This is a genomic window from Thauera carbonicopians (assembly GCF_025699485.1).
In the GTDB taxonomy this organism is placed as follows: Bacteria; Pseudomonadota; Gammaproteobacteria; order Burkholderiales; family Rhodocyclaceae; genus Thauera.
Genome location: NZ_JANUXN010000004.1, coordinates 85,240 through 109,806, shown reverse-complemented (window position 1 = coordinate 109,806; position 24,567 = coordinate 85,240). Strand labels below are relative to the sequence as shown.

Genomic DNA, 24,567 nt, shown 5'->3' with positions numbered 1-24,567 from the left:
TTCCCGCCCGCTGCCGGCCTGACGCACGGGCTGGCTGCTGAGCCTGCCCCCGGCGCCGGCCGAAGTCCCCACACGCCTGCGGCGGTACGCTGATGTCGGCCGCCAAGACTTTCCGCGTGCTGCCGGGCTTCAACCTGACGCTCGGCTATACCCTCGGCTACCTGTCGCTGATCGTGCTGATCCCGCTCGCCGCGGTGTTCCTGAAGACCGCAGAGCTGAGCTTCGGCGAATTCTGGAACGTCGTCACCGCGCCGCGCGTCGTCGCCTCGTACAAGCTGTCCTTCGGCATGTCGCTGCTCGCCGCCGCGATCAACGCAGTGTTCGGGCTGATGCTGGCTTGGGCGCTGGTGCGCTACAGCTTTCCCGGCAAGAAGCTGATCGACGCCCTGGTGGACCTGCCCTTCGCCCTGCCCACCGCGGTGGCCGGCATCTCGCTGACCGCGCTGTATGCCAAGAACGGCTGGCTCGGCCAGTACCTCGACGTGTTCGGCATCAAGGTCGCGTTCACACCGCTCGGCGTGCTGGTGGCGCTGGTGTTCATCGGCCTGCCTTTCGTCGTGCGTACCGTGCAGCCGATCCTCGAAGACCTCGACACCGAACTGGAAGAAGCCGCCACCAGCCTCGGCGCCCAGCGCTGGCAGACTTTCCGCCACGTCATCCTGCCGATCCTGCTGCCGGCGCTGATGACCGGCTTCGCCCTCGCCTTCGCCCGCGCGGTGGGTGAATACGGCTCGGTGATCTTCATCGCCGGCAACATCCCGATGGTGTCCGAGATCACCCCGCTGATGATCATCACCAAGCTGGAGCAATACGACTACACCGGCGCCACGGCCATCGCCACCGTGATGCTGATCCTGTCCTTCATCCTGCTGCTCGTCATCAACGGCCTGCAGGCATGGACGGCGAAACGTACCGGGAGGGACCGCTGATGGCCGCCGCCACCACGATGCACCTGGGCGGCGACCAGGCCGCCCGCTTCGAGAGCCGCGCCGCCACACGCGAAACGCCGCTGGTGAAGTGGCTGATCCTGGGCACGGCGCTGAGCTTCTTCGCCGTGTTCCTGCTGATGCCGCTGATCGCGGTGTTCGTCGAGGCGCTGCGCAAGGGCTGGGAAACCTACGCCACCGCGCTGGTCGATCCGGACGCGCTGTCGGCCCTGCGCCTGACCCTGCTCGCAGCCGCCATCGCGCTGCCGCTGAACCTGGTGTTCGGCGTCTGCGCGGCCTGGGCGATCGCCAAGTTCGAGTTCCGCGGCAAGCACTTCCTGATCACGCTGATCGACCTGCCGTTCTCGGTGTCGCCGGTCATCGCCGGCCTGATCTACGTGCTGGTGTTCGGCGCCCAGGGCTGGTTCGGGCCGTGGCTGTCGGAACACGACATCAAGATCATCTTCGCCGTGCCGGGCATCGTGCTCGCCACCGTGTTCGTCACCTTCCCCTTCATCGCCCGCGAGTTGATCCCGCTGATGCAGGCACAGGGCAAGGAAGAGGAAGAAGCGGCGATCGTGCTCGGCGCCAACGGCCTGCAGACCTTCTGGCACGTGACCCTGCCCAACATCAAGTGGGGCCTGCTGTACGGCGTGATCCTGACCAACGCGCGGGCGATGGGCGAGTTCGGCGCGGTATCGGTGGTCTCCGGCCACATCCGCGGCGAGACCAACACCCTGCCGCTGCACGTCGAGATTCTCTACAACGAATACCAGTTCGCCGCCGCCTTCGCGGTGGCCTCGCTGCTGGCCCTGCTGGCGCTGGTGACCCTGGGCATCAAGACCTGGGTCGAACACCGCGCCGCCGCAGCCTGGCGCAATTCACAGGACGACGCATCATGAGCATCCAGGTACGCAACATCCGCAAGCAGTTCGGCACCTTCACCGCGCTGGACGACATCTCGCTCGACTTCCCGACCGGCGAACTGGTCGCCCTGCTCGGCCCCTCGGGCTGCGGCAAGACCACGCTGCTGCGCATCATCGCCGGCCTCGAACAGGCCGACGGCGGCCAGGTGCTGCTCGAAGGCGAGGACGCCTCGGACACCCACGTGCGCGACCGCCAGGTCGGCTTCGTGTTCCAGCACTACGCGCTGTTCCGCCACATGACGGTATTCGACAACGTCGCCTTCGGCATCCGCATGAAGCCGCGCCGCGAGCGGCCGTCCGAGAAGCAGATCGCCGACAAGGTGCACGAACTGCTGAACCTGGTGCAGCTCGACTGGCTGGCCGACCGCTTCCCGTCGCAGCTTTCCGGCGGCCAGCGCCAGCGCATCGCACTGGCCCGCGCGCTGGCGGTGGAGCCGCGCGTGCTGCTGCTCGACGAGCCTTTCGGCGCGCTCGACGCCAAGGTGCGCAAGGAGCTGCGGCGCTGGCTGCGCAAGCTGCACGACGACCTGCACATCACCTCGATCTTCGTCACCCACGACCAGGAAGAGGCGCTGGAAGTCGCCGACCGCGTGGTGCTGATGAACCACGGCAATGTCGAGCAGATCGGCACCCCGGAAGAGGTCTATCGCCACCCGGCCACGCCCTTCGTCTATGGCTTCCTCGGTGCGGTCAACTTCTTCCACGGCCGCGTCGAAGGCGAGGGCCTGCGCGTCGGCGACGACCACCTGCTCCATGCCGCGGACGATTTCGGCCAAGGCGCGGAAGTGATCGCCTTCGCCCGCCCGCACGAGCTGGACATCGCCGTCGGCGCCGAGGCGAACCAGGGCATCCCCGCCCGGGTCAGCCGCGTGCTGTCCTTCGGTGTCACCGCGCGCGTCGAACTCGACGGCCTGAACGGCGCCACCGGCCAGCATTTCGAGGTCGAGCTCACCCGCGAGCGCGCCGCCGAACTCGCGCTGGAAGAAGGACAGGCCGTCCGCCTGCTACCCTCCCGCCTCAGCATCTTCGAACAACGGCATGCGGCGAATGCCACGGCGGCGGGAGCCCGGAAATGAACTTCCAGCAGTTGCGCATCATCCGCGAGACGGTGAGGCGCGGTTTCAACCTGACCGAGGTGGCGAATGCGCTGTTCACCTCGCAGTCGGGCGTGTCGAAACACATCAAGGACCTGGAGGACGAGCTCGGCGTCGAGCTGTTCACCCGTAAGGGCAAGCGCCTGCTCGGCCTCACCGCACCGGGCAAGGAACTGGTCGTGGTGGTCGAGCGCATGCTGCTCGACGCCGCCAACATCAAGCGCCTGGCCGAGCAGTACAGCAACGTGGACGAAGGCCAGTTGACGGTCGCCACCACCCACACCCAGGCGCGCTACGCGCTGCCGAAGATCGTCGCCGCCTTCAAGCAGGCTTTTCCCAAGGTCCATCTGCGGCTGCACCAGGGCAGCCCGGACGAGATCGTGCAGATGCTGCTCGACGGCGAAGCCGACGTCGGCGTCGCCACCGAAGCGCTCGCCGAGGTGCCCGAGCTCGCCACCTTCCCGTATTACGGCTGGCAGCACGCGGTGGTGGTGCCGGCGGGCCATCCTCTCGAAGCCGTCCGGCCGCTGACACTGGAAGCGATCGCCGAATACCCGGTCATCACCTATCACGAAGGCTTCACCGGCCGCACCCGCATCGACAAGACCTTCGCCGGTGCCGGGCTGAAACCCGAAGTGGTGATGTCCGCGCTCGACGCCGACGTGATCAAGACCTACGTCGAACTCGGGCTGGGCGTGGGCATCCTGGCCTCGATGGCCTTCAGCCCGGAACGCGACCCCGGGCTGCGCAAGCTCGACAGCGACGGGCTGTTCGCCGAGAACATCACCCGCATCGCGGTCCGCCGCGGCCACTACCTGCGCGGCTTCGCCTACCGCTTCATCGAGCTGTGTTCGCCGGAGCTGACCGAGGCCGTCGTCGCCAACACGGTCAGCAGCACCAGCGCATAGCCCCGCTGCGCGGCATCGATTCGCGCGCGCTCCCATCTCTCGAAGCCCCTTTCCTGCAGCTTCGCGCAGCGCCGCAAACCGCTTTTCCGCTGCCCTCCGGCACCGCCTTCACCGACAGGATTGACTCTCCCCGGTAATGCGTGATGTAATGCGAATCGTTATTATTGGTGCAAGCACAAAAATGCATTCCCGACAGGATGAGGGTCCGGCGCCAGCCGATCGGTTCCAGTCCGGCGATCCAGCGCTCCCCAGGCCCTGGCCGCTGCCCGCCGGCACGCCCCTGTCGACCGATGTACTGCTCGCCGGACGGAACGCGGTGACCATCGTGCATCTGGGAGTTCATTACGTGCTGCGCGCAACACGTTCCGGGAAGCTGATCCTGACCAAGTGAATCGCCGACCTTCAGGCGGAATCGAGCAGCGAGGCTAGAATATGTACGTCTGTGTGTGTAACGCCGTCACCGAACGCCACATCGTCGCCGCCGTGCGCGAGGGAGCCACATCCCTGCGCCATCTGCGCCGGGATCTGGGCGTGACGGCCGAGTGCGGGCGTTGTGCGCGTTGTGCGCACGACTGTCTGCGTTCGGCGCTGGCGGAACACAACAGTACGTCCGAAGCGAGCACCCCCATGTTCGCCCGGCCCATGTTCCCGCTTGCCCTGGAGGCCGTATGAAAGGCGACAAGAAAGTCATTCAGTACCTGAACCGTCAGCTCACCATCGAACTGACCGCGATCAACCAGTATTTCCTGCATGCCCGCATGTACAAGAACTGGGGCTTCGACCGGCTCGGAAAGCACGAGTACGACGAATCCATCGAGGAAATGAAGCACGCCGACATGCTCATCGAGCGCGTGCTTTTCCTCGAAGGCCTGCCCAACCTGCAGAACCTCGACAAGCTGCTGATCGGCGAGAACGTGCCCGAATGCCTGCAGGGCGACCTCACGCTCGAACTCGGCGGCCGTGCCAACCTCGTCGAAGCCATCCAGTACTGTGAGTCCTGTAAGGACTACGTGTCGCGCGAACTGTTCGAACACATCCTCGACGACACAGAAGAACACATCGACTACCTGGAAACCCAACTCGGCCTGGTCGACAGCGTGGGCCTGCAGAACTACCTGCAATCGCAGATGGAGCCGCAGGCCTCCTGAGCCCCAAGACTGAAATTCGCCTGACGGCATGCGCCCTGCGGGGCGCATTTTTTCCTACTGATGACTTCCGCTGCCCCAGCTCTCACGTTGCCACTCTACCCGCCTCCCGATCCGCTCACGCTTCGACAAGAAGCCGCTGATACGCTGGCGGGATCCTCATTATTGGCCACTCCCCACGTCTCATACGGCAGCAGCGTCCAGCGCATAGGTCTGGCGAGCTTGGTCGTCATTGCCCACCTGGCCGGCATGGCGGGCATCGCGCATCTGGCGAACCGTCCCGTCGACGTACCCGAACTCACCAGCATCGCCGTCGCACTGATCCCCGCCGAGCCGGCCATCGAACAGACCGCCCCCGCGCCGGTCGAGACGCCGCCTCCGCCCGAGCCGGTGAAGCCGGAGGTCAAGCCGCCTCCGCCGCCGCCGAAGGAAATTCCCAAACCCAAGCCGAAACCCAAGCCCAAGCCGGTGCCCAAGGTGACGGAATCGCCCACTGCGGTGACCCAGGAAGAAGCTCCGCCCGACCCCAGTCCGCCCGAAACCACCACAGTCCCCGACGCTGCGCCGAGCGCACCGGTCGCAGCCGCTCCGGTGAGTTCGGCGCCGCCCGGCCCTCCCACCGGCGGGCCGGTCACCGGCGCGCGTTTCGACGCCGACTACCTCAACAACCCGAAACCGCCCTACCCGCCGCTGTCGCGCCGGCTGCGCGAAGAAGGTCAGGTCATGCTGCGCGTGCTGGTATCGGTCGACGGCATGCCGAGCCGCATCGAAGTGCGCACCAGTTCGGGCTCCGAACGCCTCGACCGCGCCGCCGAGCAGGCCGTGAGCCGCTGGCGCTTCGTGCCCGCCAAGCGCGGCGACACACCGATCGAGGCCTGGGTGCTGGTACCGATCGTCTTCAAACTCACTGGAAACTGAAACAATGGAAGCAACGCAAGCCTTCGGCATCGCTCATCTGTGGGAGCAGTCCGACCTCGTAATCCGTGGCATCGCTGTGATCCTGATGCTGATGTCGATCGCGAGCTGGTATCTGATTCTGGTGCGCGGCCTGCGCCAGTTGCGCACTCGCCGCCAGGTGGGCGCGATCGAAGCCTTCTGGACCGCCCCTAACCTCGACGCCGGCCTGAAGCGGCTCAGCGAACTGGCCCCCGGTTCGTCCTTCGAAGCCCTCGCCCAGCAGGGCGCGGCCGCAGCACAACACATCCGCCGCCATGCCGGCAACGACACGCTGGGCAGCAAGCTCGATGCCGACGAAGTCCTGACCCGTTCCCTGCGCAAGTCGATCGCGCTGTCGACCGCCGGCCTGGAATCGGGCATGACCGTGCTGGCCTCGATCGGCTCCACCGCACCTTTCGTCGGCCTGTTCGGCACGGTGTGGGGCATCTACCACGCGCTGGTCAACATCAGCACCTCGGGCATGGCGACGCTGGACAAGGTTGCCGGCCCGGTCGGCGAAGCACTGATCATGACCGCCTTCGGCCTCTTCGTCGCGATCCCGGCAGTGCTGGCCTACAACGCCGTCACCCGCGCCAACCGCGTCGAGCTGTCCGAGCTCGATGCCTTCGCCCACGACCTGCAGGCCTGGTTCTCGACCGGCGCCCGCATCGCCCCGGTGAGCGTGGCGCAAACCGCCAAGGAGCGCTCGGCGGCTCCGGCAGCGAGCGCCGCGCCGGCCAGCGGAGCAGCGTAAATGGCATTCGGCGGCTTCAACAACGGGGACAGCCGTCCCCTGCAAAGCGAAATCAACATGGTTCCGCTGATCGACGTCATGCTGGTGCTGCTGATCGTGTTCATGATCACCGCACCGCTGCTGACGCACTCGGTCAAGATCGACCTGCCCCAGGCGTCGAGCCAGCCCAACGAGGAAAAGCCCGAAACCGTGTCGCTGGCGATCAACGGCGAAGGCCAGTTGTTCTGGAATAACGAACCGCTCGACCAGGTTGCGCTGCCGTTGCGCCTGCAGGCGGCGGCCGAGCAGAAGCCCCAGCCCGAGCTGCACCTGCGTGCAGACCGCGAGACGCGCTACCAGAAGCTGGCGGAAGTCATGTCGCAGGCGCGCGAGGCCGGCATCGAGAAGATGGGCTTCATCACCCTGCCGGAAAGCGCACCCGCCGAATGAGCGGCTGAGCGGTAGATAAAGGCAGCACGGAAAGTCGGGCCGCATCCTGCGGCCCGACGCACGTCCGGCACCGGCACACTCAGCCGCGCTTGCTGCGCACCCGGATGATCACGTCGAGATGCTCCAGTTCGGCGCCCTCGGGCAGGCGCGGCACGCCGACGACCTTCAGTTCATCGGCGGCAACGTCGCGCACTTCACCGGTATCGACGTCGTACAGGTGGTAATGCGGGTCGGTGTTCGAATCGAACACCACCCGGTCCGGATCGATGATCAGTTCGCGTACCAAGTTCTTCTCGCGGAACAGGCGCAGCGTGTTGTAGACCGTGGCGCGCGAAGTCTCGGGCGCGTTGACGCGCACCCGCTCCAGCACCTGGTCGGCAGACAGATGGACGGGGCGCGCGAACAACACGCGCGCAATCTCGATGCGCTGCTGGGTGATCGGGACGCCGACGCTGCGCAGGCAGGCGATCGCATCTTCTGTGGTGTGAACGTTCATGTCTCTCTGGGCCCGTCCGGACCTCGATCTTGTCGTCGGGATGGTGCCACGCGCCGTGGCGCCATCCCTGCAAAAAAACCCCGGCCATTCCGTCAGCACGGAACGGCCGGACCATCGGCCCCCCCTTACTGCCAGGGGTTCGGCTTCGGCGTGTCGTTGGACGACGGCGGCAGCAGCGGCATCACGAAGGTCGGCTGGTCACCGGTCAGCGTCTTCAGGAAGGCGACGATGTCGGCGATTTCCTGCTCGCTGTATTTGCGGCCCAGTTGCAGGCGCCCCATGATGTCGACCGCCTCTTCCAGCGTCGCGGCTTCGCCGTCGTGGAAGTAGGGATAGGTCAGTTCCACGTTGCGCAGCGTCGGCACCTTGAAGTTCATGCGGTCTTCGTCCTTGCCGGTGACCGCAGCACGACCTTCGGCCGGGTTGTTGGTCTTGTACGGCTCGAACAGGCCCATCTTCTGGAACGAGGTGCCGCCCACGGCCGGGCCGTTGTGGCAGGCCACGCAGCCGCTTTCCTTGAACAGGCCGTAGCCGGCCAGTTCGCGGTCGGTCAGCGCCTTGTCATCACCCTTCAGCCACTGGTCGAACGGCGAATTCGGCGTCACCAGCGTTTCCTCGAAGGCCGCGATCGCCTGGGTGATCTTGTCGATGTTGATCGCCGCGGAGCCGAACACCGACTTGAACTCGGACACATAGCCCGGGATCGAACGCAGCGTATCGATTGCCAGATCGTGGGTGAAGGCCATCTCGCCCGGGTTGGCGATCGGGCCGCCCGCCTGTTCCTTCAGGTCGGCCGCACGACCGTCCCAGAATTGCGCCACCGCCAGGCTGGAGTTGAGCACGGTGGGCGAGTTGATCGGGCCCTGTTGCCACTTGTCGCCGATCGAGGTCTTCAGGTTGTCGCTGCCGCCCATCGACAGGTTGTGGCAGGAATTACAGGAGATGAAGCCCGAGCGCGACAGGCGCGGATCGAAGTACAGCTTCTTGCCCAGTTCGACCATCGCCGGATTGACGACCTTGGCCGGCTCGATCGGCTGGATCGGCTCGTCGCGGACCGTGGCAGCCCATGCGGAGCCGGCCACGACGAGTGCGGTAGCGGCCGCGATTGCCTTGATTCTCATGTTGATTCTCCTTGTGCGCTTGAAAGTGCTCTGCCGCCGTTTTTAGACGACGTCTAAATTTCCACGGCCATTAGACCCAGCTCTTCCGGACCGTTTGTTGACCGGCATCAAGAAACATTCACTTGCAACGGTCGCTTGTCACGCAAGGGCTGCAATTCGATACACGCCGACACAGGCCAGTCACTATGCTTGGCGGCGTCCAATCCTGGCCGCGGGGCGCAGTACCGGCATTCCAGGCCGCGCCCGCCCCATTCCGAACCACTGAACGACGCAAACGATGACCGCCCCACCCTCCCGCCCGAAGAAGAACCGCGCCCTGCGCACCGGCCTCGTCGTGCTGCTGCTCGCCCTTGCCGGCGCCGGTACCTGGCTGACCTGGTCGCAGTTAACCGGCAGCAACGGCGCTGCTGCCTACCAGTTCGCCAGCGTGCAGCGCGGCGACATCGAGGACGTCGTCACCGCCACCGGCACGCTGCAGCCGCGCGACTACGTCGATGTCGGCGCCCAGGTCTCCGGCCAGTTGAAGAAGATCCACGTCGAAGTCGGCTCGGTGGTCAAGGAAGGCGACCTGCTCGGCGAAATCGACTCCACCGTGTACCTGTCGAAAGTCGATGCCTCGCGCGCCCAGTTGCGCAACCTGCGCGCCACGCTCAAGGACCGCGAGGCGCAGCTCGCGCTGGCCCGCATCCAGCTTCGCCGCCAGAAAGCGCTGATGGCCGAGGACGCCACCACCCAGGAAAGCCTGCAGACGGCCGAAGCCAACGCCAAGTCGGCCGAAGCCTCGCTCGAAGCGCTGCGTGCCCAGATCGAGCAGAACGAATCCAGCCTGCGCGCCGACGAGGCCAACCTGCAGTACTCCAACATCCTGTCGCCGATGAACGGCACCGTGGTATCCATCTCCGCCCGCCAGGGCCAGACCCTGAACACCAACCAGTCGGCACCGACCATCCTGCAGGTGGCCGACCTCACCACGATGACGGTGCAGACCCAGGTGTCGGAGGCCGACATCAGCCGGCTGCGCACCGGCATGGACGCCTACTTCACCACGCTGGGCGGCCAGGGCAAGCGCTGGTACGGCAAGCTGGCCAAGATCGAACCCACGCCCACCGTCACCAACAACGTCGTGCTGTACAACGCGCTGTTCGACGTGCCCAACGACAACGGCGAACTGATGACGCAGATGACCGCCCAGGTCTACTTCATCGTTGCCCAGGCGCGCGACGTGCTGCAGGTGCCGCTGGGCGCGCTGAGCCAGATCCGCCCGCTGCGTCCGCAGGGCGCCGGGGCCGACACGGCCGGGGACGAGCGCCCGGCACCACGCATGCGGACAGCCGCCGAAGCCGGAGACGGCAGCGACGCCGGCCGCCCCGGCAGGCCGGATGGCGAACGCCGCGGGCCTCGCGCCCAGGCGGGCGCCGAAGCCGGCGGCGCCGGCGAGGCCTTCCGGCGCACCGGCCGAGGCCCGCGCGAAGGTATGCAGGCCGCCACCGGCGCAGCGCGCCAGGCCACGGTGCGGGTGCTCAGGCCCGACAACAGCATCGAGGAGCGCCTCATCACCATCGGCATCTCCAACCGGGTCGCTGCGCAGGTGCTGTCCGGCCTCGAAGAGGGCGATCGGGTCGTGGCCGGCGTCGCCACAGCGGGTGGCAACCAGCCCGGTGGCCAGCCGGGCGGCAACCGCCCGCCGATGATGGGTCCGGGACCGCGGCTGTGAAGCGCGAGATTTTCTCTCCCGCCAGCGCGCAGGCGGCAAAAGCCGCCCAGCCGCTGATCGAGCTGTCCGGCATCACGCGGACTTTCGTCAATGGTGAAGTCGAGACGCGCGTGCTGCACGGCATCGACCTCGCCATCCATCCGGGCGAATTCGTCGCCATCATGGGCGCCTCCGGCTCGGGCAAATCGACGCTGATGAACATCCTCGGCTGCCTCGACCGCCCCACCAGCGGCACCTACCGCTTCATGGGCCAGGACGTCTCCGGTTTCGACCGCGACGAGCTCGCCCGCCTGCGGCGCGAAGCCTTCGGCTTCGTGTTCCAGAGCTACAACCTGATCGGCGGCGCCACCGCACGTGAAAACGTCGAAGTGCCGGCGATCTACTCCGGCATGCCGCCGGCCGAGCGCCACACCCGCGCCGAAGCCCTGCTCGACGCGCTCGGCCTCGCCGAACGCAGCCATCACCGCCCCAACCAGCTCTCCGGCGGCCAGCAGCAGCGCGTCTCGATCGCGCGCGCGCTGATGAACGGTGGCCGCATCATCCTTGCCGACGAACCGACCGGCGCGCTCGACAGCAAGAGCGGCGAAGACGTCATGAAGCTGCTGCGGCAGCTGTCCGCCGACGGCCACACCATCATCCTGATCACCCACGCCCGCGAAGTGGCGGAGCAGGCTCAGCGCGTCATCGAGATCCGCGACGGCCACGTCGTCGCCGACCCCGGCCCGCGGCGGCCCGAAGGCCCGGAGCCCGACTTCAGCCCGCAGGTGGACCGCAGCTCGTCCTTGACCGACATCGTCGAAGCCACCCGCACCGCGCTGCGCGCGCTGCGCGCCAACCTGTTCCGCACCATCCTGACCCTGCTCGGCATCGTCATCGGCGTCGCCTCGGTGATCGCCATGCTCGCCATCGGCGACGGCGCCAAGCAGAAAGTGGTCGACCAGATCAGCGCCATGGGCACCGACCTGCTGACCATCCGCCCCGGCGCACCCAACCAGCGCGGGCGCGACAACACCGCCACGCTGGTGCCCGAGGACGTGGACGCGATCCGCGACCTGCCGAACATCCGCGCCGCGGTGCCAGAGCAGTCGAGCAGCGTCACGCTGCGCTACGGCAGCAACGACCACCGCACCCAGATCAACGGTACATCCGAAGATTACGTCATCGCGCGCACCTGGGCGGTCGCCAGCGGCACCTTCTTCAGCGCCGACGACGTCTCCCGCTACGCCACCGTCGCCGTGCTCGGCCAGACCGTCGCCAACGCGCTGTTCGCCGGCGCCGACCCCATCGGCCAGTACGTGGTGGTCAACAACATCCCCTTCCAGGTGATCGGCACCATGAGCGGCAAGGGCGCCACCGCCTTCGGCCAGGACCAGGACGACGTGATCTTCATGCCCTACACCACCGCCAGCCTGCGCATCACCGGTCAGCGCTTCCTGCGCAACGTCACCGTGGCGGTGGCCAACGTCGACCGCATCGACGATACCCAGGACGAGGTCCACGCGCTGCTGCTCAATCGCCACGGCAGGGAGGATTTCCAGATCCGCAACATGGCCTCGATCATCGACACCGTGTCGGCGACGCAGAACACCCTGACGATCCTGCTCGGCACCGTGGCGGCGATTTCGCTGCTGGTGGGCGGCATCGGCGTCATGAACATCATGCTGGTGTCGGTCACCGAGCGCACCCGCGAAATCGGCATCCGCATGGCGACCGGCGCGCGCATGAGGAACATCCTGCAGCAGTTCCTGATCGAGGCACTGGTGGTGTCGGCCATCGGCGGTGCCATCGGCGTCGCTGCCGGGCTCGGCACCGCGGCCATCATCGCCTTCTTCGGCACCCAGGTGAAATACACCCTGCTGCCGGTCGTGCTCGCCTTCGGCTGCGCCTTCGCCACTGGCCTGGTGTTCGGCTACCTGCCGGCGCGCAAGGCCGCCCGGCTGGATCCGGTCGTCGCGCTGGCCTCCGAGTGACCCCCTCCCCGTCTTTCCGCTCATCCATGTCCGCTCCGCATCTCCGCACCCTGCCCGCCATGCTGGCCGTCGCCGCCGCGCTCGCCGTCGGCGGCTGCGCGCTGCCCATCGCCCACCCCGGCGCCTCGTTCGACATCCCCGCCACCTGGGACGAAGCCGCCGCCAGCGAGGCTGCCGCCAGTTCGATCGATGCCGAATGGTGGCGGCAGTTCGGCTCGGCCGAACTCGATGCCCTGATCGAGCGTGCGCTCGCCGGCAGCCCCGATCTCGCCGTCGCCACCGAACGGGTGCTGCAGGCCGAGATCGCCGCCCGCAGTGCCCGTACCTCGCTGTTCCCGACCGTCGATCTGCGCCTCGACACCAGCACCACCGGCAGCCGCGACAGCGACGGCTCCAGCAACAGCAGAGGCTCCCAGGCCAGTCTCGGCATCAGCTACGAGATCGACGTCTGGGGCAGCAACATCGCGCGCTACGAAGGCTCGCGCTACAGCCTCGCCGCCACCCGCTACGACTACGAGGCCACCCGGCTGTCGCTGGTCGCGGGCGTGGTCAATGCCTACACGCAGATCCTGTCGCAACGTGCGCGGCTCGACATCGCCCGCGAAAACCTCGCCATCGCCGAACGCCTGTTCAAGATCGTCGAGGCGCGCTACCGCAACGGCGCCGCCTCGGCCCTCGATCTCAGCCGCCAGCGCGGCACCGTGCTGTCGCAGCGCGATGCCATCCTGCCGCTGGAAGTCACCGAGCGCCAACTGCTGCGCGCGCTGGCGATCCTGGTCGGCTCCACGCCGGTCGGCTTCGACGTCGCCGGGAGGAACCTCGATCCGCTCGCGATTCCCCACGTCGCGCCCTTCGTGCCGGCCGAACTGCTGGTGCGCCGCCCCGACCTCGCGGCCGCGGAAGCGCAGCTCGCGGCGGCCGATGCCAACATCACCGTCGCCCGTGCCGCGCTCTTCCCGCTCAAGCTCAGCCTGAGCGCCAGCGGCGGGCTTTCCAGCGGCGAGTTCGGCCTGCTGAACCTCTCCAATCCGGTCTCCAGCGGCACCCTGGCGATCTCGCTGCTGCAGTCGATCTTCGACGGCGGCAGGCTGCGCGGCGCGGTCGAGACAAGCGAATCGCAACGCCGCCAGGTCCTGGAGAACTACCGCAAGGCGGTGCTCACCGCCCTGAAGGAAGTCGACGACGCCGCCGCCAATGCCGAACGCAGCCAGCAGCAGGAAGCCTCCCAGCTCGCCATCCGTACCGAATACGAACGCGCGCTGCGGCTCTCGGAGCTGCGCTATCGCGAGGGCAGCGACGACCTTTCCTCGCTGCTCGACGCCCAGCGCAGCCTCTTCTCGGTGCAGGATTCGATCGTGCAGCAGCGCCTGTCGCGCCTCAACGCCGCGGTGGACCTGTATAAAGTGCTCGGCGGCGGCTGGATCGTGCCGCCTTCCCCGACCGACACGACCGAAGGCTGAACCCACCGATGTCCACCCCGCTGCCCAAGCTGAGCGCCATTCCGCAAGAGATCGCCGCCGTCGGCGACTACGAAGCCCAGGCCCGCGCCCGGGTGGATGACAACGCCTGGGCCTACATCGGCAGCGGTGCCGCCGACGAGATCACGCTGCGCGACAACCGCACCGCTTTCGACCGCATTCCGCTGCGCGGGCGGGTGCTGGCCGACGTGCGCGGCGGCAACACCCGGCTCGAACTGCTCGGCCACAAGCTCGCCCACCCCATCCTGCTGGCGCCGGTGGCCTATCAGAAGCTCGCCCATCCGGCCGGCGAAACCGGCACCGTGCAGGCCGCCGCCGCGCTCGACGCCTGCATGGTGGTCAGCACGCTGGCGAGCTGCACGCTCGAAGACATCGCCCGCCACGCCGCCGGCCCGCTTTGGTTCCAGCTCTACGTGCAGCCCGACGCCGGCTTCAACCGCCACCTGATCGAACGCGCCGAAGCCGTTGGCTACTCTGCCCTGGTCATCACCGTCGACGCCCCGGTCGCCGGCGCGCGCAACCGCGAGCACCGCGCCGGCTTCCATCTGCCGGCCGGCATCGACGCCGCCAACCTGCGCGGCATGCCGCAGCCCGCCGCGCCGCCGCTGCCGGCCGGCGGCAGCCAGGTGTTCGACCGCCTGATGGCGCACGCCCCCACCTGGAAGGATCTCGACGCCCTGCGCGCCGCCACCCGCCTGCCGGTGATCCTGAAAGGCGTCATGCACCCCGACGACGCCGCACTGGCCGTCGCCGCCGGCATCGACGCCATTGTCGTCTCCAACCACGGCGGCCGCACGCTCGACACCCAGCCCGCCACCATCGACGCCCTGCCCGCCATCGCCGACCGCATCGGCGGCGCCGTGCCGCTGCTGCTCGACGGCGGCATCCGCCGCGGCACCGACATCGTCAAGGCGATCGCCCGCGGCGCCGACGCCGTCATGATCGGCCGCGCCTGGCTGCACGCCTTCGCCGCCGCCGGCCCGCTCGGCGTCGCCCACGTGCTGCGCCTGCTGCGCGACGAACTCGAGATCGCGATGGCGCTCACCGGCTGCGCCACGCTGGCGGACATCCGGCGCCAGGGCTGACGCGCCCGGACTGATCGCCAGCGGGCGCACGCTGGTCAGCGCCGTTGCAGCAACCTTGCGCAGGCGCTTCATGCGCCCAGCGTCTTCCTCTCCGACCGATCGTGCTTCATCGCCGCTGTAGCTGAAGCCCGCCATACCGCAACGGCTGCACGGCAGCCATGCCTTGCCGGCACGATGAACGGCTCGATCCGGACCGACACATATTCGTCATATGTGTTTCATTATTGCAACAAAACAGAAGCCAACTTCGTCACAAAAACGAACAAATCTTTGCAATGCTTGTTACGAATCATTATTGTTTGCATAAATTTGACAAATCGTAGCCAGCCACCTGCAGCCTAGGTCCCCCTTATGTGCCTGTCGGGAAGCCAGCCAATTCTCTTGACATCAACCAAGGACTTCGTTTCATGGCACATACTGCAATTCCGCGCCTGCGGCGCACTGCCCTGCTGATCGGTCTGATCTTCCCTGCCGGCGCAGCCTTCGCCCAGGAACAGCAGCTCGGCTCGGTGGTGGTCAGCGCGGCTGGCTTCGAACAGAAGATCACCGATGCGCCGGCCAGCATCTCGGTCGTCACTCAGGAAGAGCTCACCAAGAAGCCTTACATGACCCTGATCGACGCGGTACGCGAGCTGGAAGGCGTGGACGTCGGCGAAACTTCGGACAAGACCGGCCAAAGAACGATCAGCATGCGCGGCATGGGTTCGGAGTACACACTGATCCTGGTCGACGGCAAGCGCCAGAACAACCACGGCGACATCTACCCCAACAGCTTCGGTGGCAACCAGTTCAACCACATCCCGCCGCTGGACGCGATCGAACGCATCGAAGTCATCCGCGGCCCCGCCTCCACGCTGTATGGCGCCGACGCAATGGGCGGCGTCATCAACATCATCACCAAGAAGGACATCACGAAGTGGACAGGCTCGGTCACGGTCGGCCGCACCTTCCAGTCGGACAACGACTTTGGCGACGACACCACCACCGACTTCGCCATCCGCGGCCCGATCCTGCCCGGCAAGCTCGGCGTGGCCTTGCGCGGTAGCTACTACGACCGCGAACCTTCCACACCAGAATTCAAGTCGGTTACCGACCCTGCCGGAGATGTTCATCGCCGGACTCTCGGCTTCGGCGGCGGCGGCAAGACCGTCGACAACACCAATCAGGCTTATGGCATCAGCCTGTTCTTCACGCCCGACGCACGCCAGCGCATCACTTTCGATTACGACATCTCCAGGCAAAAGTACGACAACAAACCCATCGTCGACCCTGAAACAGGAGCTTCCAGCTTCCCGCTCGGCACGGTGGACAGCATTGGCACTGTCTGGCGGGCGGAGAACTACTGCCAGGGCGCCTCCGGCGCCAATGCCAGTGCGTGCGCCAACAACGGGGGCACCTGGAGCCGCCGTGTCGGCCCTCGCGTCGGATACGTAGACGAGCAAAAATTCACCCGCGACGCCTGGTCGCTGACCCATGAAGGCAAGTGGGATTTCGGTAACAGTTTCATCTCGCTGTCCTACGTCGAAACCGACAACAAGGGCCGCACCATGCCCTTCACCGTGGCCGAACGCAACGAACTGAGCGACATGTACTTCGGCAGGGGGGCCTGGGCCGGTGTGAGCGAAGCAGACCGCAGGGCCGCGGCCGAAGCGACCTTCCTGCCTCGGCCCAAGCGTACCTTGCAGAGCAATCAATACACGCTGGACGCGAGGCTGGACATTCCGCTGCAGAACTTCGCAGGTGATCACCTGCTGGTCATCGGTGGCCAGGTCATCGACGGCGAACTGAAGGACGGCGTGTTCGGCATGGAGTCCGGCACACCGGGCAAGGTCCAGGACCACAAGATGTGGTCACTGTTCATCGAGGACAACTGGATGGCGACCGAGGCCTTCACGCTCACCGCCGGCATCCGTTACGACGACCACGACATCTTCGGCAACCAGGTTTCACCGCGCGTCTATGGTATCTACAACCTGAACTCGCAATGGACCTTGAAAGGTGGCGTGTCGACCGGCTTCAAGACGCCCAAGACCACCGATCTGTACGACGGTATCACCGGCTTTGGCAGCCAAGGCACACTCCCCTTCTTCGGCAATCCGGATCTGGAACCGGAAACCAGCCGCAACACCGAACTGGCAGCGTACTGGAACCATCCGAACGGCCACAGCTTCAACGCCACGATCTTCCGCAACGACTTCAAGGACAAGATTTCCTCACAGCCTTGCGGCCCCAATACCTCGCTGCCGTGCGCCAGCACGGGCGACTATGCTGACCTCGGCTATGCCAACTCCAGCAAGGCCACAAACATCGACAAGGTCGTGATCCAGGGTGTGGAGCTGGCCGGCCGCTGGCAGATCTCGCCTGTTTGGGGGCTGCGCGGCAACTACACCTATACCGACAGCGAGCAGAAGAGCGGCGCCAACAAGGGACGTCCGCTCAACAATACCGCCAAGCACATGATGAACGCGACGCTGGACTGGCAGGCGATGGACAAACTCAACGTCTTCCTGACCATGGAAGCACGTTCGAAGCGCTACCGCGGCGTGATCAACGACGAGGAAGCACACTACAAGGACTACGAAGTCTTCCATCTTGGCGCAAGCTATCAGGTGAACAACAACATCACCGTCAACGCCCGCGTCAATAACCTGCTCGACCGCGACTTCACCACTTACCGGACCACGTTCAACGATCTCAATGGCGACGGAAGATACGACAGCAGTGCCTCGCCTTCAGAAGTGACCTACCTCGACGACTACAACAACAAGGACAAGGCTCGCAACTTCTGGATCAGCGTGAACGCCCGATTCTGATATAGAGGTCTTCTGCCTTGCATGACGAGCCGCGCCGGCCCAGCCGGCGCGGCTCTCTCTTTTAGGGCGCACGACGTACAAAAAACTACAACAAATTCGGAAAACCTTATTGTTGCGAATGATTATCAACATTAGAATCGCCGGTTCATGGTCCCGACATCCAGCGGCTACGTACACCGCATCGGGCATTCGAACCGACGGAACCGCGCTTTACCGATGCCGACCTCTCCCGACTCCCTGAGCCGCCGCACGCCCAACGCAAGCTCCACTCCGGCGTCCGGCCACCAAGCCGTCGCCCGCCAGCAGGCCCGCCGCGGCAACTGGCTCAAGACGCTGCACCAATGGCACTGGATCAGCTCCGCGGTGTCGCTGTTCGGCATGCTGATGTTCGCCATCACCGGCATCACGCTCAACCACTCCGGCGCCATCGAATCCAAGCCCGTCATCGAGACCCGCACGGCCGTCGTGCCCGACGCCGTGGCCGAAGCGCTGCGCCGGATGGCCGCCGACGAGGATGCCCCGGCGGAGCGGCCGCTGCCGGCCGATGCCGCCGGCTGGGTGGCCGAAGCGCTGGGCATCTCGGTGTCCGGCCGGGACGCGGAATGGTCGGAAGAGGAGATCTACCTCGCCCTGCCCCGTCCCGGTGGCGACGCCTGGCTGCGCCTCGACCTGCAGGGCGCCGAAGCGGAATACGAGCTCACCGACCGCGGCTGGATCGCCTGGCTCAACGACCTGCACAAGGGGCGCAATTCCGGCGAGGCCTGGAGCTGGTTCATCGACATCTTCGCCGTGGCCTGTGTGGTGTTCTCGGTCACAGGCCTGCTGATCCTGCAGGTCCATGCCGCCAACCGCGCCTCGGTATGGCCCGTCGTCGGGCTCGGCATCGTGCTGCCCACCGTGCTCATCCTGCTTTTCGTCCATTAACCCCGCCCAGGAGTCACCCATGCACAAACCCCTGTTCCTCGCTGCCGGCCTGCTCGCGGCCAGTTCCGCGTTCGCCGCCGGCATCGAGGTCGACATCGAACTGCCGCGCATCGACGTATCGGACTACCGCCGCCCCTATGTCGCCGCCTGGCTGGAGCGCCCGGACAACTCGGTCGCCGCCAACCTGGCCGTGTGGTACGACGTCAAGATGCGCAACGCCGAAGGCGCCAAATGGCTGAAGGACATGCGCCTGTGGTGGCGCCGCACCGGCCGCGACCTGGAGCAGCCGGTCGACGGCGTGACCGCCGCCACCCGCAACCCCGGCGTGCACAAGCTGAGCTTCACCGAAGGCCAGACACCGCTCGGCAAGCTGGCGGCGGGCGAATACCGCCTCGTCGTCGAAGCCTCGCGCGAGCACGGCGGCCGTGAAGTGGTGACCGTGCCGCTGCAATGGCCGCCGGCCTCGGCCACCCGCAACGAAGTGCGTGGTGAACACGAACTCGGCACCATCGCCGTCCAGCTCAAGCCCTGATCCATCCGCCATCCGACCCGAGGAGAGAAATCCCATGAAATTGAACAAGCACTTCGCTGTTGCCGCCCTCGCCCTTGCCGCCGCCGTGCCGGCCGCACAGGCACACGAATTCTGGCTGCTGCCGTCCTCCACCGTGCTGTCGAGCCCCGGCTACATCACCGTCGACGCGGCCGTGTCCAACGACATCTTCTATTTCAACTACCGTCCGCTGGGCATCCGCGACAACCTGGCCATCGTCTCGCCCGACGGCGCCAAAGTCGAGCCCGAGAGCATGGTGCAGGGCAAGCTGCGCACGGTGTTCGACGCCAACCTGCAGGCCGCCGGCACCTATCGCTTGGCGATCGCCAACTCCAGCCTGATGGCGAGTTGGAAGGAAGGCGGCGAAACCAAGCGCTGGCGCGGTGCCCAGGCCGAGATGGCGGCAAACGTGCCGGCCAAGGCCGATGAACTGACGATCCGCGAAAGCGTGTCGCGGCTCGAGACCTTCGTCACCGTCGGCCGCCCCACCGACGTCAAGCCGACCGGCCAGGGCCTGGAACTGGTGCCGGTCACCCATCCGAACGACCTGTATGAAGACTCGCCTGCGGTGTTCACCTTCGCCGTCGACGGCAAGCCCGCCGCCGGCATCGAAGTGGAGATGATCCGCGCCGGCACCCGCTACCGCGACCAGTTGGAAAAGATCACTCTCACCACCAATGCCGACGGCCAGATCAGCCACACCTGGAAGCACCCCGGCATGTACTACCTGAAGGCCGGCGTCACCGGCAAGAGCGCGACGATGGAAAACGTCGAGCGCCGCCTGTCCTACGTCACCACGCTGGAAGTGCTGGCGCAATGATCGAGGCCGGCCCGCCGCTCGTCGGCGGGCCGCCTGAATGCCGATGATAAGCAGTCTCGAAATCAGCCGCATCGGCCCGGCTGCGGGCGTGATCGCCGCCTACGCGGCCTTCTGTCTGCGGATCTGGCACGGCCATCGCAAGCGCGCCGCCGCGCACAATGCGACGGGGGCCGACGCGGTGCTGGTGGCGTTCGCCAGCCAGAGCGGCTTCGGCCGCGAACTGGCCGAGGAAGCGGCCACGGCGCTGGAATCGGCCGGCGTCGGCGTGCGCCTGTGCGCGCTCGACGCGCTTGACGCCGCCGGCCTGAAAGCCTGCCGCCAGGCCCTGTTCATCGCCAGCACCTGCGGCGAAGGCGACGCGCCGGACAATGCGGCGCGTTTCGTCAAGCGCACGATGGAGCTGGAGCCGTCGCTGGCCGAGCTTCGCTACGGCCTCCTCGCTCTCGGCGACGCCACTTATGCAAACTACTGCGGCTTCGGCCGCCGCCTGGACGCCTGGCTGGAAGCCTGCGGCGCCACGCCGATGTTCCCGCGCATCGACATCGATCGCGCCGACGGCGATACGCTCGCCACCTGGCGCCACCGTCTGGCCGCTTTCGCCGGCCTCGCCGAACTGCCCGAAAGCGCCCTGCCGGCACTCGGCTTCTGGCGCCTGCGCAGCCAGCGCCACCTCAACCCCGGCAGCGCCGGCGAGCCGGCCTGGCACGTCGAACTGGAAGCGGTCGACAGCGACGGGCCGGACGCCCGCCCGGTGCCGCTGCCCGACTGGCAGGCAGGCGACCTGTTGCAACTGTACCCGCCGGGCGAAGGCAGCTCGCCGCGCGACTATTCGATCGCGTCGCTGCCCGAAGACGGCGCTGTTCACCTGCTGGTGCGCCAGATGAAAGGGCCCGACGGCACTCCGGGCGTGATGTCCTCGCTGCTGGCCGACGCGTCGGGCACCGGCCTGGTGCTGCGCGGGCGCATCCGCCCCCATCCCAACTTCCGCATCGGCGACAATGCCGAGCGGCCGCTGCTCCTGATCGGCAACGGCACCGGCCTTGCCGGCCTGCTCGCCCATCTGCGCCTGCGCGCCCGCCGCAGCGACGGCCGCAACTGGCTGATCTTCGGCGAGCGCAACAAGGCTTTCGACGACTTCCACGGCGCGGAAACCGAGGCGCTCGAACGGCAGGACCTGCTGGCCCGCTGCGATCGCGTATATTCGCGCGACGAACCGGCGGAATACGTGCAGGACCGCCTCGCCGGCGCTGCCGACACGGTGCGCGCATGGGTCGATGGCGGGGCGGCGATCTACGTTTGCGGCAATGCCGTGGGCATGGGTCCGGCGGTACATGAAACCCTTCTGGCCATCCTCGGGTCCGAGAGCCTGGAACGGCTGGCGCACGAAGGCCGCTACCGCCGCGACATCTATTGAACATGACGGACCGCTGCGGCCGTCATGCCCAGGATTCCATTCAACTCGACGACAAGGAAGAAAGCATGATCAAGCAAAGCTTCGCCATTCTCGCCCTCGCCGCTTTCGGCACACTGGGCAGCCTGCCCGTGCACGCCGAGGACAGCGCACCGCGCGTCAACCACTACGAAGCCAAGAAGGGCGAATCGAAGGACGAGACGATCGCCATCCTGCGCGAGACCAACGCCAAGCTGAAGGAACTACTGGACGGTGAAATGGGTGAATACGACATCCATGACGTCCACAGCCTGTGCTACACGCTCGAAGACGCGCTGCTGGCGCTCGGCGGCGATGAGGCCAAGCGCCTGCACAAGATCGTCACCGACATGCACTTTTCCAGCGAAGGCCAGGACCGCGACGCCGTCATCGACTACGGCAGGGCTTATCTGAGCGGGATCGAGAAGCTTCTTCCCTGAGCCTGATCCGGTCTCTCCGACCGGGTCTGTCCCGAGCGGCCTCCTCGGCCGGGCACTTCCTCCCTTCATGGAAGAAGTGCCCGGCCGAGGGGGCCGCCTCGTTTCCTGCATCAACGTCGACAGCGGGGCATTGTTGTATCCCAACAACATCTCAAAAAGTTCAATAAATTTTATTATGTTTCGAAAACAAGAATCGTTATTATTCGCTTCCACAAAATAGCCAGCCACCCAACCGGATGTCTCCCGGCCAGGAAGCCAGCCAGCGTTTACTTCCTGCCCCCACTGACGGAGATATCCCATGGCCCACATCGAGAGCCAGAAACACGCCTTGCCGCAGCAGCCGCGCCTGCACCAGACCACCGCCCTCACCCTTCTCGCCCTGGCCCTGCCCGGCACCGCCGCGGCCCAGCAGGCCGCCCAGACGCCCACGCTGCCGAAAGTCGAAGTCACCGCCACCGGCGAACAGACCTACAAGGCCGACACGGTGTCCTCGCCCAAGTTCACCCAGCCGCTGGTCGACACGCCGCAGACCATCACCGTGATCAAGAAGGAAATCCTGCGCGAGCAGCAGGCCACTTCGCTGACCGAAGCGCTGCGCAACACCCCGGGCATCACCCTGCTGCTGGGCGAAGGCGGCAACAGCAACCAGAAGGACAACATCTTCATGCGCGGCTTCGATACCTCGGGCAGCGTGTTCATCGACAACGTGCGCGACCTCGGCAACTTCGGCCGCGACACCTTCAACGTCGAGCAGATCGAGATCTCCAAGGGCGCGGTGGGCGCCGACAACGGCCGCGGCGCGCCGTCCGGCTACGTCAACCTGTCGTCCAAGTCGCCCTTCGCCGACAACGCGCTGAGCGGCAGCATCAGCTACGGCACTGCCGAGAACCTGCGCATGACCGCCGACGTGAACCGGCAACTCGGCGAAACCTCGGCCTTCCGCCTCAACGTCATGAAGCAGGACGGCGGCGTCGCCGGCCGCGACCACCTGGAAAGCAACCGCTGGGGCATCGCGCCCTCGATCGCCTTCGGCCTCAACACGCCGACCCGCACCACGCTGTCCTACCTGCACGTCGAACAGGACAACGTGCCCGACGGCGGCATCCCGACGGTCGGACTCAAGGGCTACTACAACGCCGCGCTCGCCGCCGCCGGCGTGGGCGCGCGCAAGGTCGACACCGAGAATTTCTACGGCTCCAAGCACGATTTCGAGGACGTCAGCCTGGACATGTTCACCGTCAAGATCGAGCACGACATCGCGCCCGGCACCACGGTGCGCAACACTTCGCGCTGGGGCAAGGTGCGGCACGAACTGTTGCTGACCGCCCCCGGCAGCGCCAACTCCAGCGCCACCAATCCGAACGGCATCAACGCGGGCAACATCAACAACCCCGAAACATGGACGGTGACCCGCAGCCGCCAGACCAAGTGGCAGGAAAACGAACTGCTGACCAACCAGACCAACCTGACGACCGAGTTCAGCACCGGCGCGCTGACGCACTCGCTGAGCGCCGGCCTGGAATTCATCCACGAGCGCCAGTTGACCAAGACCCTGACCGGCGCCGGCAGCATGGTACCGGGCAATCTGTACAACCCCAGCCGCCACGATCCGGTCAGCAACTACGACCTGGGCACGGACGGACGCAAGGCCGACGGCGAGACGACGACCATCGGCGCCTACCTGTTCGACACCGCCAAGCTCGGCGACCGCTGGCAATTCACCGCCGGCGTGCGCCTCGACCGCTACCGCACCGAAGCCCGCAACACCGTCGCTTCCACCGCCACCAGCCATCCGACGCTGCCGGTCGGCACCCTGGTGCCGCAGAACATCGACGCCAAGGACACGCTGACGAGCTGGAAGGTCGGCGCGCTGTACAAGCCGGCGGCCAACGGCAGCATCTATGCCGCCTACGCCACGTCGAAGCAACCGCCGGGCGGCTCGAACTTCACCCTCAGCGCCACCGGCATCAACAGCCCGAACATGGACCCGCAGGAAGCGAAGACCATCGAGCTGGGCACCAAGTGGGATCTGCTCGACGAACGGCTCGCCTTCACTGCCGCGATCTACCGTACCGAGAACAAGAACGATCTCACCCAGACCGACCCGGTCACCGGCGACGTCACCCAATGGGGCAAGAAGACGGTGAAGGGCATCGAGCTGGGCCTGGTCGGCGCGATCACGCCGGCATGGCAGGTGTCGGCCGGCCTGGCGAAGATGAAGACCGACGTCAAGGAAGGCAGCACCAGCCAGCAGGGCAACGCGGTGCAGTGGTCGCCGGAACTGACTTTCACCGCATGGACCACCTATCGCCTGCCCTTCGGCCTGACGGTCGGCGGCGGTGCGCGCTACGTCGATTCGATGCTGCGCTCGTCCAACAACGCCACCGCCACCACCAACATGCCTGAGGTCGACGACTACTGGGTGTATGACGCGATGGCATCCTACGAGATCAGCAAGAACGTCTCGCTGCAGCTGAACGTGTACAACCTCACCGACAAGAAGTACGTCGCGTCGATGAACAACAACGGCGGCCGCTACACGCCGGGCACGCCGCGTTCGGCCCTGCTGTCGGCGAACTTCCAGTTCTGAAGCTGCTCTCCTTGCCGCC

Annotated in this window: 23 protein-coding genes; 21 read left to right on the top strand and 2 right to left on the bottom strand. The window is 66.4% G+C overall.

Annotation, left to right across the window (positions count from 1 at the left end):
* Window positions 1-92 precede the first annotated feature (92 nt).
* The 10 genes from cysT (at window position 93) to NX068_RS07830 (ending at window position 7,118) form a co-directional block, all read left to right on the top strand.
* The gene (gene cysT, locus NX068_RS07875) at window positions 93-929 is read left to right on the top strand and encodes a sulfate ABC transporter permease subunit CysT (protein WP_263460743.1); all 837 of its coding nucleotides are present in this window, start codon (window positions 93-95) and stop codon (window positions 927-929) included.
* On the top strand, window positions 929-1,828 hold the full coding sequence (cysW, locus tag NX068_RS07870) for a sulfate ABC transporter permease subunit CysW (RefSeq protein WP_263460742.1): 900 nt from the start codon (window positions 929-931) through the stop codon (window positions 1,826-1,828). The genes cysT and cysW overlap by 1 nt, the downstream gene beginning before the upstream one ends.
* Window positions 1,825-2,928, top strand: a complete 1,104-nt coding sequence (locus tag NX068_RS07865) for a sulfate/molybdate ABC transporter ATP-binding protein (RefSeq protein WP_263460741.1) — start codon at window positions 1,825-1,827, stop codon at window positions 2,926-2,928. The genes cysW and NX068_RS07865 overlap by 4 nt, the downstream gene beginning before the upstream one ends.
* Entirely contained in the window at window positions 2,925-3,854 is a 930-nt protein-coding gene (locus NX068_RS07860; protein ID WP_263460740.1) for a CysB family HTH-type transcriptional regulator, read from the top strand. The genes NX068_RS07865 and NX068_RS07860 overlap by 4 nt, the downstream gene beginning before the upstream one ends.
* Window positions 3,855-4,002: 148 nt before the next feature.
* On the top strand, window positions 4,003-4,245 hold the full coding sequence (locus tag NX068_RS07855; RefSeq protein WP_263460739.1) for a hemin uptake protein HemP: 243 nt from the start codon (window positions 4,003-4,005) through the stop codon (window positions 4,243-4,245).
* A gap of 41 nt (window positions 4,246-4,286) precedes the next feature.
* Window positions 4,287-4,526, top strand: a complete 240-nt coding sequence (locus tag NX068_RS07850) for a (2Fe-2S)-binding protein (protein WP_263460738.1) — start codon at window positions 4,287-4,289, stop codon at window positions 4,524-4,526.
* Window positions 4,523-5,002, top strand: a complete 480-nt coding sequence (gene bfr, locus NX068_RS07845) for a bacterioferritin (RefSeq protein WP_263460737.1) — start codon at window positions 4,523-4,525, stop codon at window positions 5,000-5,002. Before NX068_RS07850 ends, bfr begins: the two co-directional genes overlap by 4 nt.
* A 162-nt stretch (window positions 5,003-5,164) precedes the next feature.
* Window positions 5,165-5,917: an energy transducer TonB gene (locus NX068_RS07840; protein ID WP_263460736.1), complete on the top strand. Its 753-nt coding sequence runs from the start codon at window positions 5,165-5,167 to the stop codon at window positions 5,915-5,917.
* A gap of 4 nt (window positions 5,918-5,921) precedes the next feature.
* Window positions 5,922-6,689: a MotA/TolQ/ExbB proton channel family protein gene (locus NX068_RS07835; protein WP_263460735.1), complete on the top strand. Its 768-nt coding sequence runs from the start codon at window positions 5,922-5,924 to the stop codon at window positions 6,687-6,689.
* Window positions 6,690-7,118, top strand: a complete 429-nt coding sequence (locus NX068_RS07830) for an ExbD/TolR family protein (protein WP_263460734.1) — start codon at window positions 6,690-6,692, stop codon at window positions 7,116-7,118. It begins immediately after the preceding gene.
* 79 nt (window positions 7,119-7,197) lie between these two features.
* On the opposite strand, the gene NX068_RS07825 is transcribed toward NX068_RS07830, so the two are convergent.
* Window positions 7,198-7,614, bottom strand: coding sequence for a Fur family transcriptional regulator (locus NX068_RS07825; RefSeq protein WP_263460733.1), 417 nt, complete (start codon window positions 7,612-7,614; stop codon window positions 7,198-7,200).
* 125 nt (window positions 7,615-7,739) lie between these two features.
* Window positions 7,740-8,735: a cytochrome-c peroxidase gene (locus NX068_RS07820; protein WP_263460732.1), complete on the bottom strand. Its 996-nt coding sequence runs from the start codon at window positions 8,733-8,735 to the stop codon at window positions 7,740-7,742.
* A gap of 277 nt (window positions 8,736-9,012) precedes the next feature.
* Between NX068_RS07820 and NX068_RS07815 the strand changes: the two genes are divergently transcribed.
* The 11 genes from NX068_RS07815 (at window position 9,013) to NX068_RS07765 (ending at window position 24,548) form a co-directional block, all read left to right on the top strand.
* The gene (locus NX068_RS07815) at window positions 9,013-10,449 is read left to right on the top strand and encodes an efflux RND transporter periplasmic adaptor subunit (protein ID WP_263460731.1); all 1,437 of its coding nucleotides are present in this window, start codon (window positions 9,013-9,015) and stop codon (window positions 10,447-10,449) included.
* The gene (locus NX068_RS07810; RefSeq protein ID WP_263460730.1) at window positions 10,446-12,419 is read left to right on the top strand and encodes a MacB family efflux pump subunit; all 1,974 of its coding nucleotides are present in this window, start codon (window positions 10,446-10,448) and stop codon (window positions 12,417-12,419) included. Before NX068_RS07815 ends, NX068_RS07810 begins: the two co-directional genes overlap by 4 nt.
* A gap of 26 nt (window positions 12,420-12,445) precedes the next feature.
* On the top strand, window positions 12,446-13,879 hold the full coding sequence (locus NX068_RS07805; RefSeq protein ID WP_263460729.1) for an efflux transporter outer membrane subunit: 1,434 nt from the start codon (window positions 12,446-12,448) through the stop codon (window positions 13,877-13,879).
* 8 nt (window positions 13,880-13,887) lie between these two features.
* Entirely contained in the window at window positions 13,888-14,982 is a 1,095-nt protein-coding gene (locus NX068_RS07800; protein ID WP_263460728.1) for an alpha-hydroxy acid oxidase, read from the top strand.
* Window positions 14,983-15,389: 407 nt separating this feature from the next.
* Complete coding sequence (locus tag NX068_RS07795) at window positions 15,390-17,795, top strand: TonB-dependent receptor domain-containing protein (RefSeq protein ID WP_263460727.1); 2,406 nt, start codon at window positions 15,390-15,392, stop codon at window positions 17,793-17,795.
* Window positions 17,796-18,011: 216 nt separating this feature from the next.
* On the top strand, window positions 18,012-18,719 hold the full coding sequence (locus tag NX068_RS07790) for a PepSY-associated TM helix domain-containing protein (protein WP_263460726.1): 708 nt from the start codon (window positions 18,012-18,014) through the stop codon (window positions 18,717-18,719).
* 19 nt (window positions 18,720-18,738) lie between these two features.
* Entirely contained in the window at window positions 18,739-19,251 is a 513-nt protein-coding gene (locus NX068_RS07785) for a DUF2271 domain-containing protein (protein WP_263460725.1), read from the top strand.
* A gap of 34 nt (window positions 19,252-19,285) precedes the next feature.
* Window positions 19,286-20,089: a DUF4198 domain-containing protein gene (locus NX068_RS07780; RefSeq protein WP_263460724.1), complete on the top strand. Its 804-nt coding sequence runs from the start codon at window positions 19,286-19,288 to the stop codon at window positions 20,087-20,089.
* A 43-nt stretch (window positions 20,090-20,132) separates the two neighbouring features.
* Window positions 20,133-21,503, top strand: coding sequence for a flavodoxin domain-containing protein (locus NX068_RS07775; protein ID WP_263460723.1), 1,371 nt, complete (start codon window positions 20,133-20,135; stop codon window positions 21,501-21,503).
* Window positions 21,504-21,568: 65 nt separating this feature from the next.
* Complete coding sequence (locus tag NX068_RS07770) at window positions 21,569-21,958, top strand: DUF6746 family protein (RefSeq protein ID WP_263460722.1); 390 nt, start codon at window positions 21,569-21,571, stop codon at window positions 21,956-21,958.
* A gap of 298 nt (window positions 21,959-22,256) precedes the next feature.
* Window positions 22,257-24,548 (top strand): catecholate siderophore receptor Fiu, encoded by a 2,292-nt coding sequence (locus NX068_RS07765; RefSeq protein ID WP_263460721.1) that lies wholly within the window; start codon window positions 22,257-22,259, stop codon window positions 24,546-24,548.
* The last annotated feature ends 19 nt before the right edge of the window (window positions 24,549-24,567 follow it).

Bases quoted from the DNA above. Each gene is read 5' to 3' on its own strand.
- bfr (WP_263460737.1), top strand. From the start codon at position 4,523: ATGAAAGGCGACAAGAAAGTCATTCAGTACCTGAACCGTCAGCTCACC.
- NX068_RS07835 (WP_263460735.1), top strand. From the start codon at position 5,922: ATGGAAGCAACGCAAGCCTTCGGCATCGCTCATCTGTGGGAGCAGTCC.
- cysT (WP_263460743.1), top strand. From the start codon at position 93: ATGTCGGCCGCCAAGACTTTCCGCGTGCTGCCGGGCTTCAACCTGACG.
- NX068_RS07865 (WP_263460741.1), top strand. From the start codon at position 1,825: ATGAGCATCCAGGTACGCAACATCCGCAAGCAGTTCGGCACCTTCACC.
- NX068_RS07850 (WP_263460738.1), top strand. From the start codon at position 4,287: ATGTACGTCTGTGTGTGTAACGCCGTCACCGAACGCCACATCGTCGCC.
- NX068_RS07775 (WP_263460723.1), top strand. From the start codon at position 20,133: ATGATAAGCAGTCTCGAAATCAGCCGCATCGGCCCGGCTGCGGGCGTG.
- NX068_RS07785 (WP_263460725.1), top strand. From the start codon at position 18,739: ATGCACAAACCCCTGTTCCTCGCTGCCGGCCTGCTCGCGGCCAGTTCC.
- NX068_RS07855 (WP_263460739.1), top strand. From the start codon at position 4,003: ATGCGAATCGTTATTATTGGTGCAAGCACAAAAATGCATTCCCGACAG.
- NX068_RS07770 (WP_263460722.1), top strand. From the start codon at position 21,569: ATGATCAAGCAAAGCTTCGCCATTCTCGCCCTCGCCGCTTTCGGCACA.
- NX068_RS07830 (WP_263460734.1), top strand. From the start codon at position 6,690: ATGGCATTCGGCGGCTTCAACAACGGGGACAGCCGTCCCCTGCAAAGC.
- NX068_RS07765 (WP_263460721.1), top strand. From the start codon at position 22,257: ATGGCCCACATCGAGAGCCAGAAACACGCCTTGCCGCAGCAGCCGCGC.
- cysW (WP_263460742.1), top strand. From the start codon at position 929: ATGGCCGCCGCCACCACGATGCACCTGGGCGGCGACCAGGCCGCCCGC.
- NX068_RS07790 (WP_263460726.1), top strand. From the start codon at position 18,012: ATGCCGACCTCTCCCGACTCCCTGAGCCGCCGCACGCCCAACGCAAGC.
- NX068_RS07795 (WP_263460727.1), top strand. From the start codon at position 15,390: ATGGCACATACTGCAATTCCGCGCCTGCGGCGCACTGCCCTGCTGATC.
- NX068_RS07800 (WP_263460728.1), top strand. From the start codon at position 13,888: ATGTCCACCCCGCTGCCCAAGCTGAGCGCCATTCCGCAAGAGATCGCC.
- NX068_RS07825 (WP_263460733.1), bottom strand. From the start codon at position 7,614: ATGAACGTTCACACCACAGAAGATGCGATCGCCTGCCTGCGCAGCGTC.
- NX068_RS07815 (WP_263460731.1), top strand. From the start codon at position 9,013: ATGACCGCCCCACCCTCCCGCCCGAAGAAGAACCGCGCCCTGCGCACC.
- NX068_RS07805 (WP_263460729.1), top strand. From the start codon at position 12,446: ATGTCCGCTCCGCATCTCCGCACCCTGCCCGCCATGCTGGCCGTCGCC.
- NX068_RS07780 (WP_263460724.1), top strand. From the start codon at position 19,286: ATGAAATTGAACAAGCACTTCGCTGTTGCCGCCCTCGCCCTTGCCGCC.
- NX068_RS07820 (WP_263460732.1), bottom strand. From the start codon at position 8,735: ATGAGAATCAAGGCAATCGCGGCCGCTACCGCACTCGTCGTGGCCGGC.
- NX068_RS07860 (WP_263460740.1), top strand. From the start codon at position 2,925: ATGAACTTCCAGCAGTTGCGCATCATCCGCGAGACGGTGAGGCGCGGT.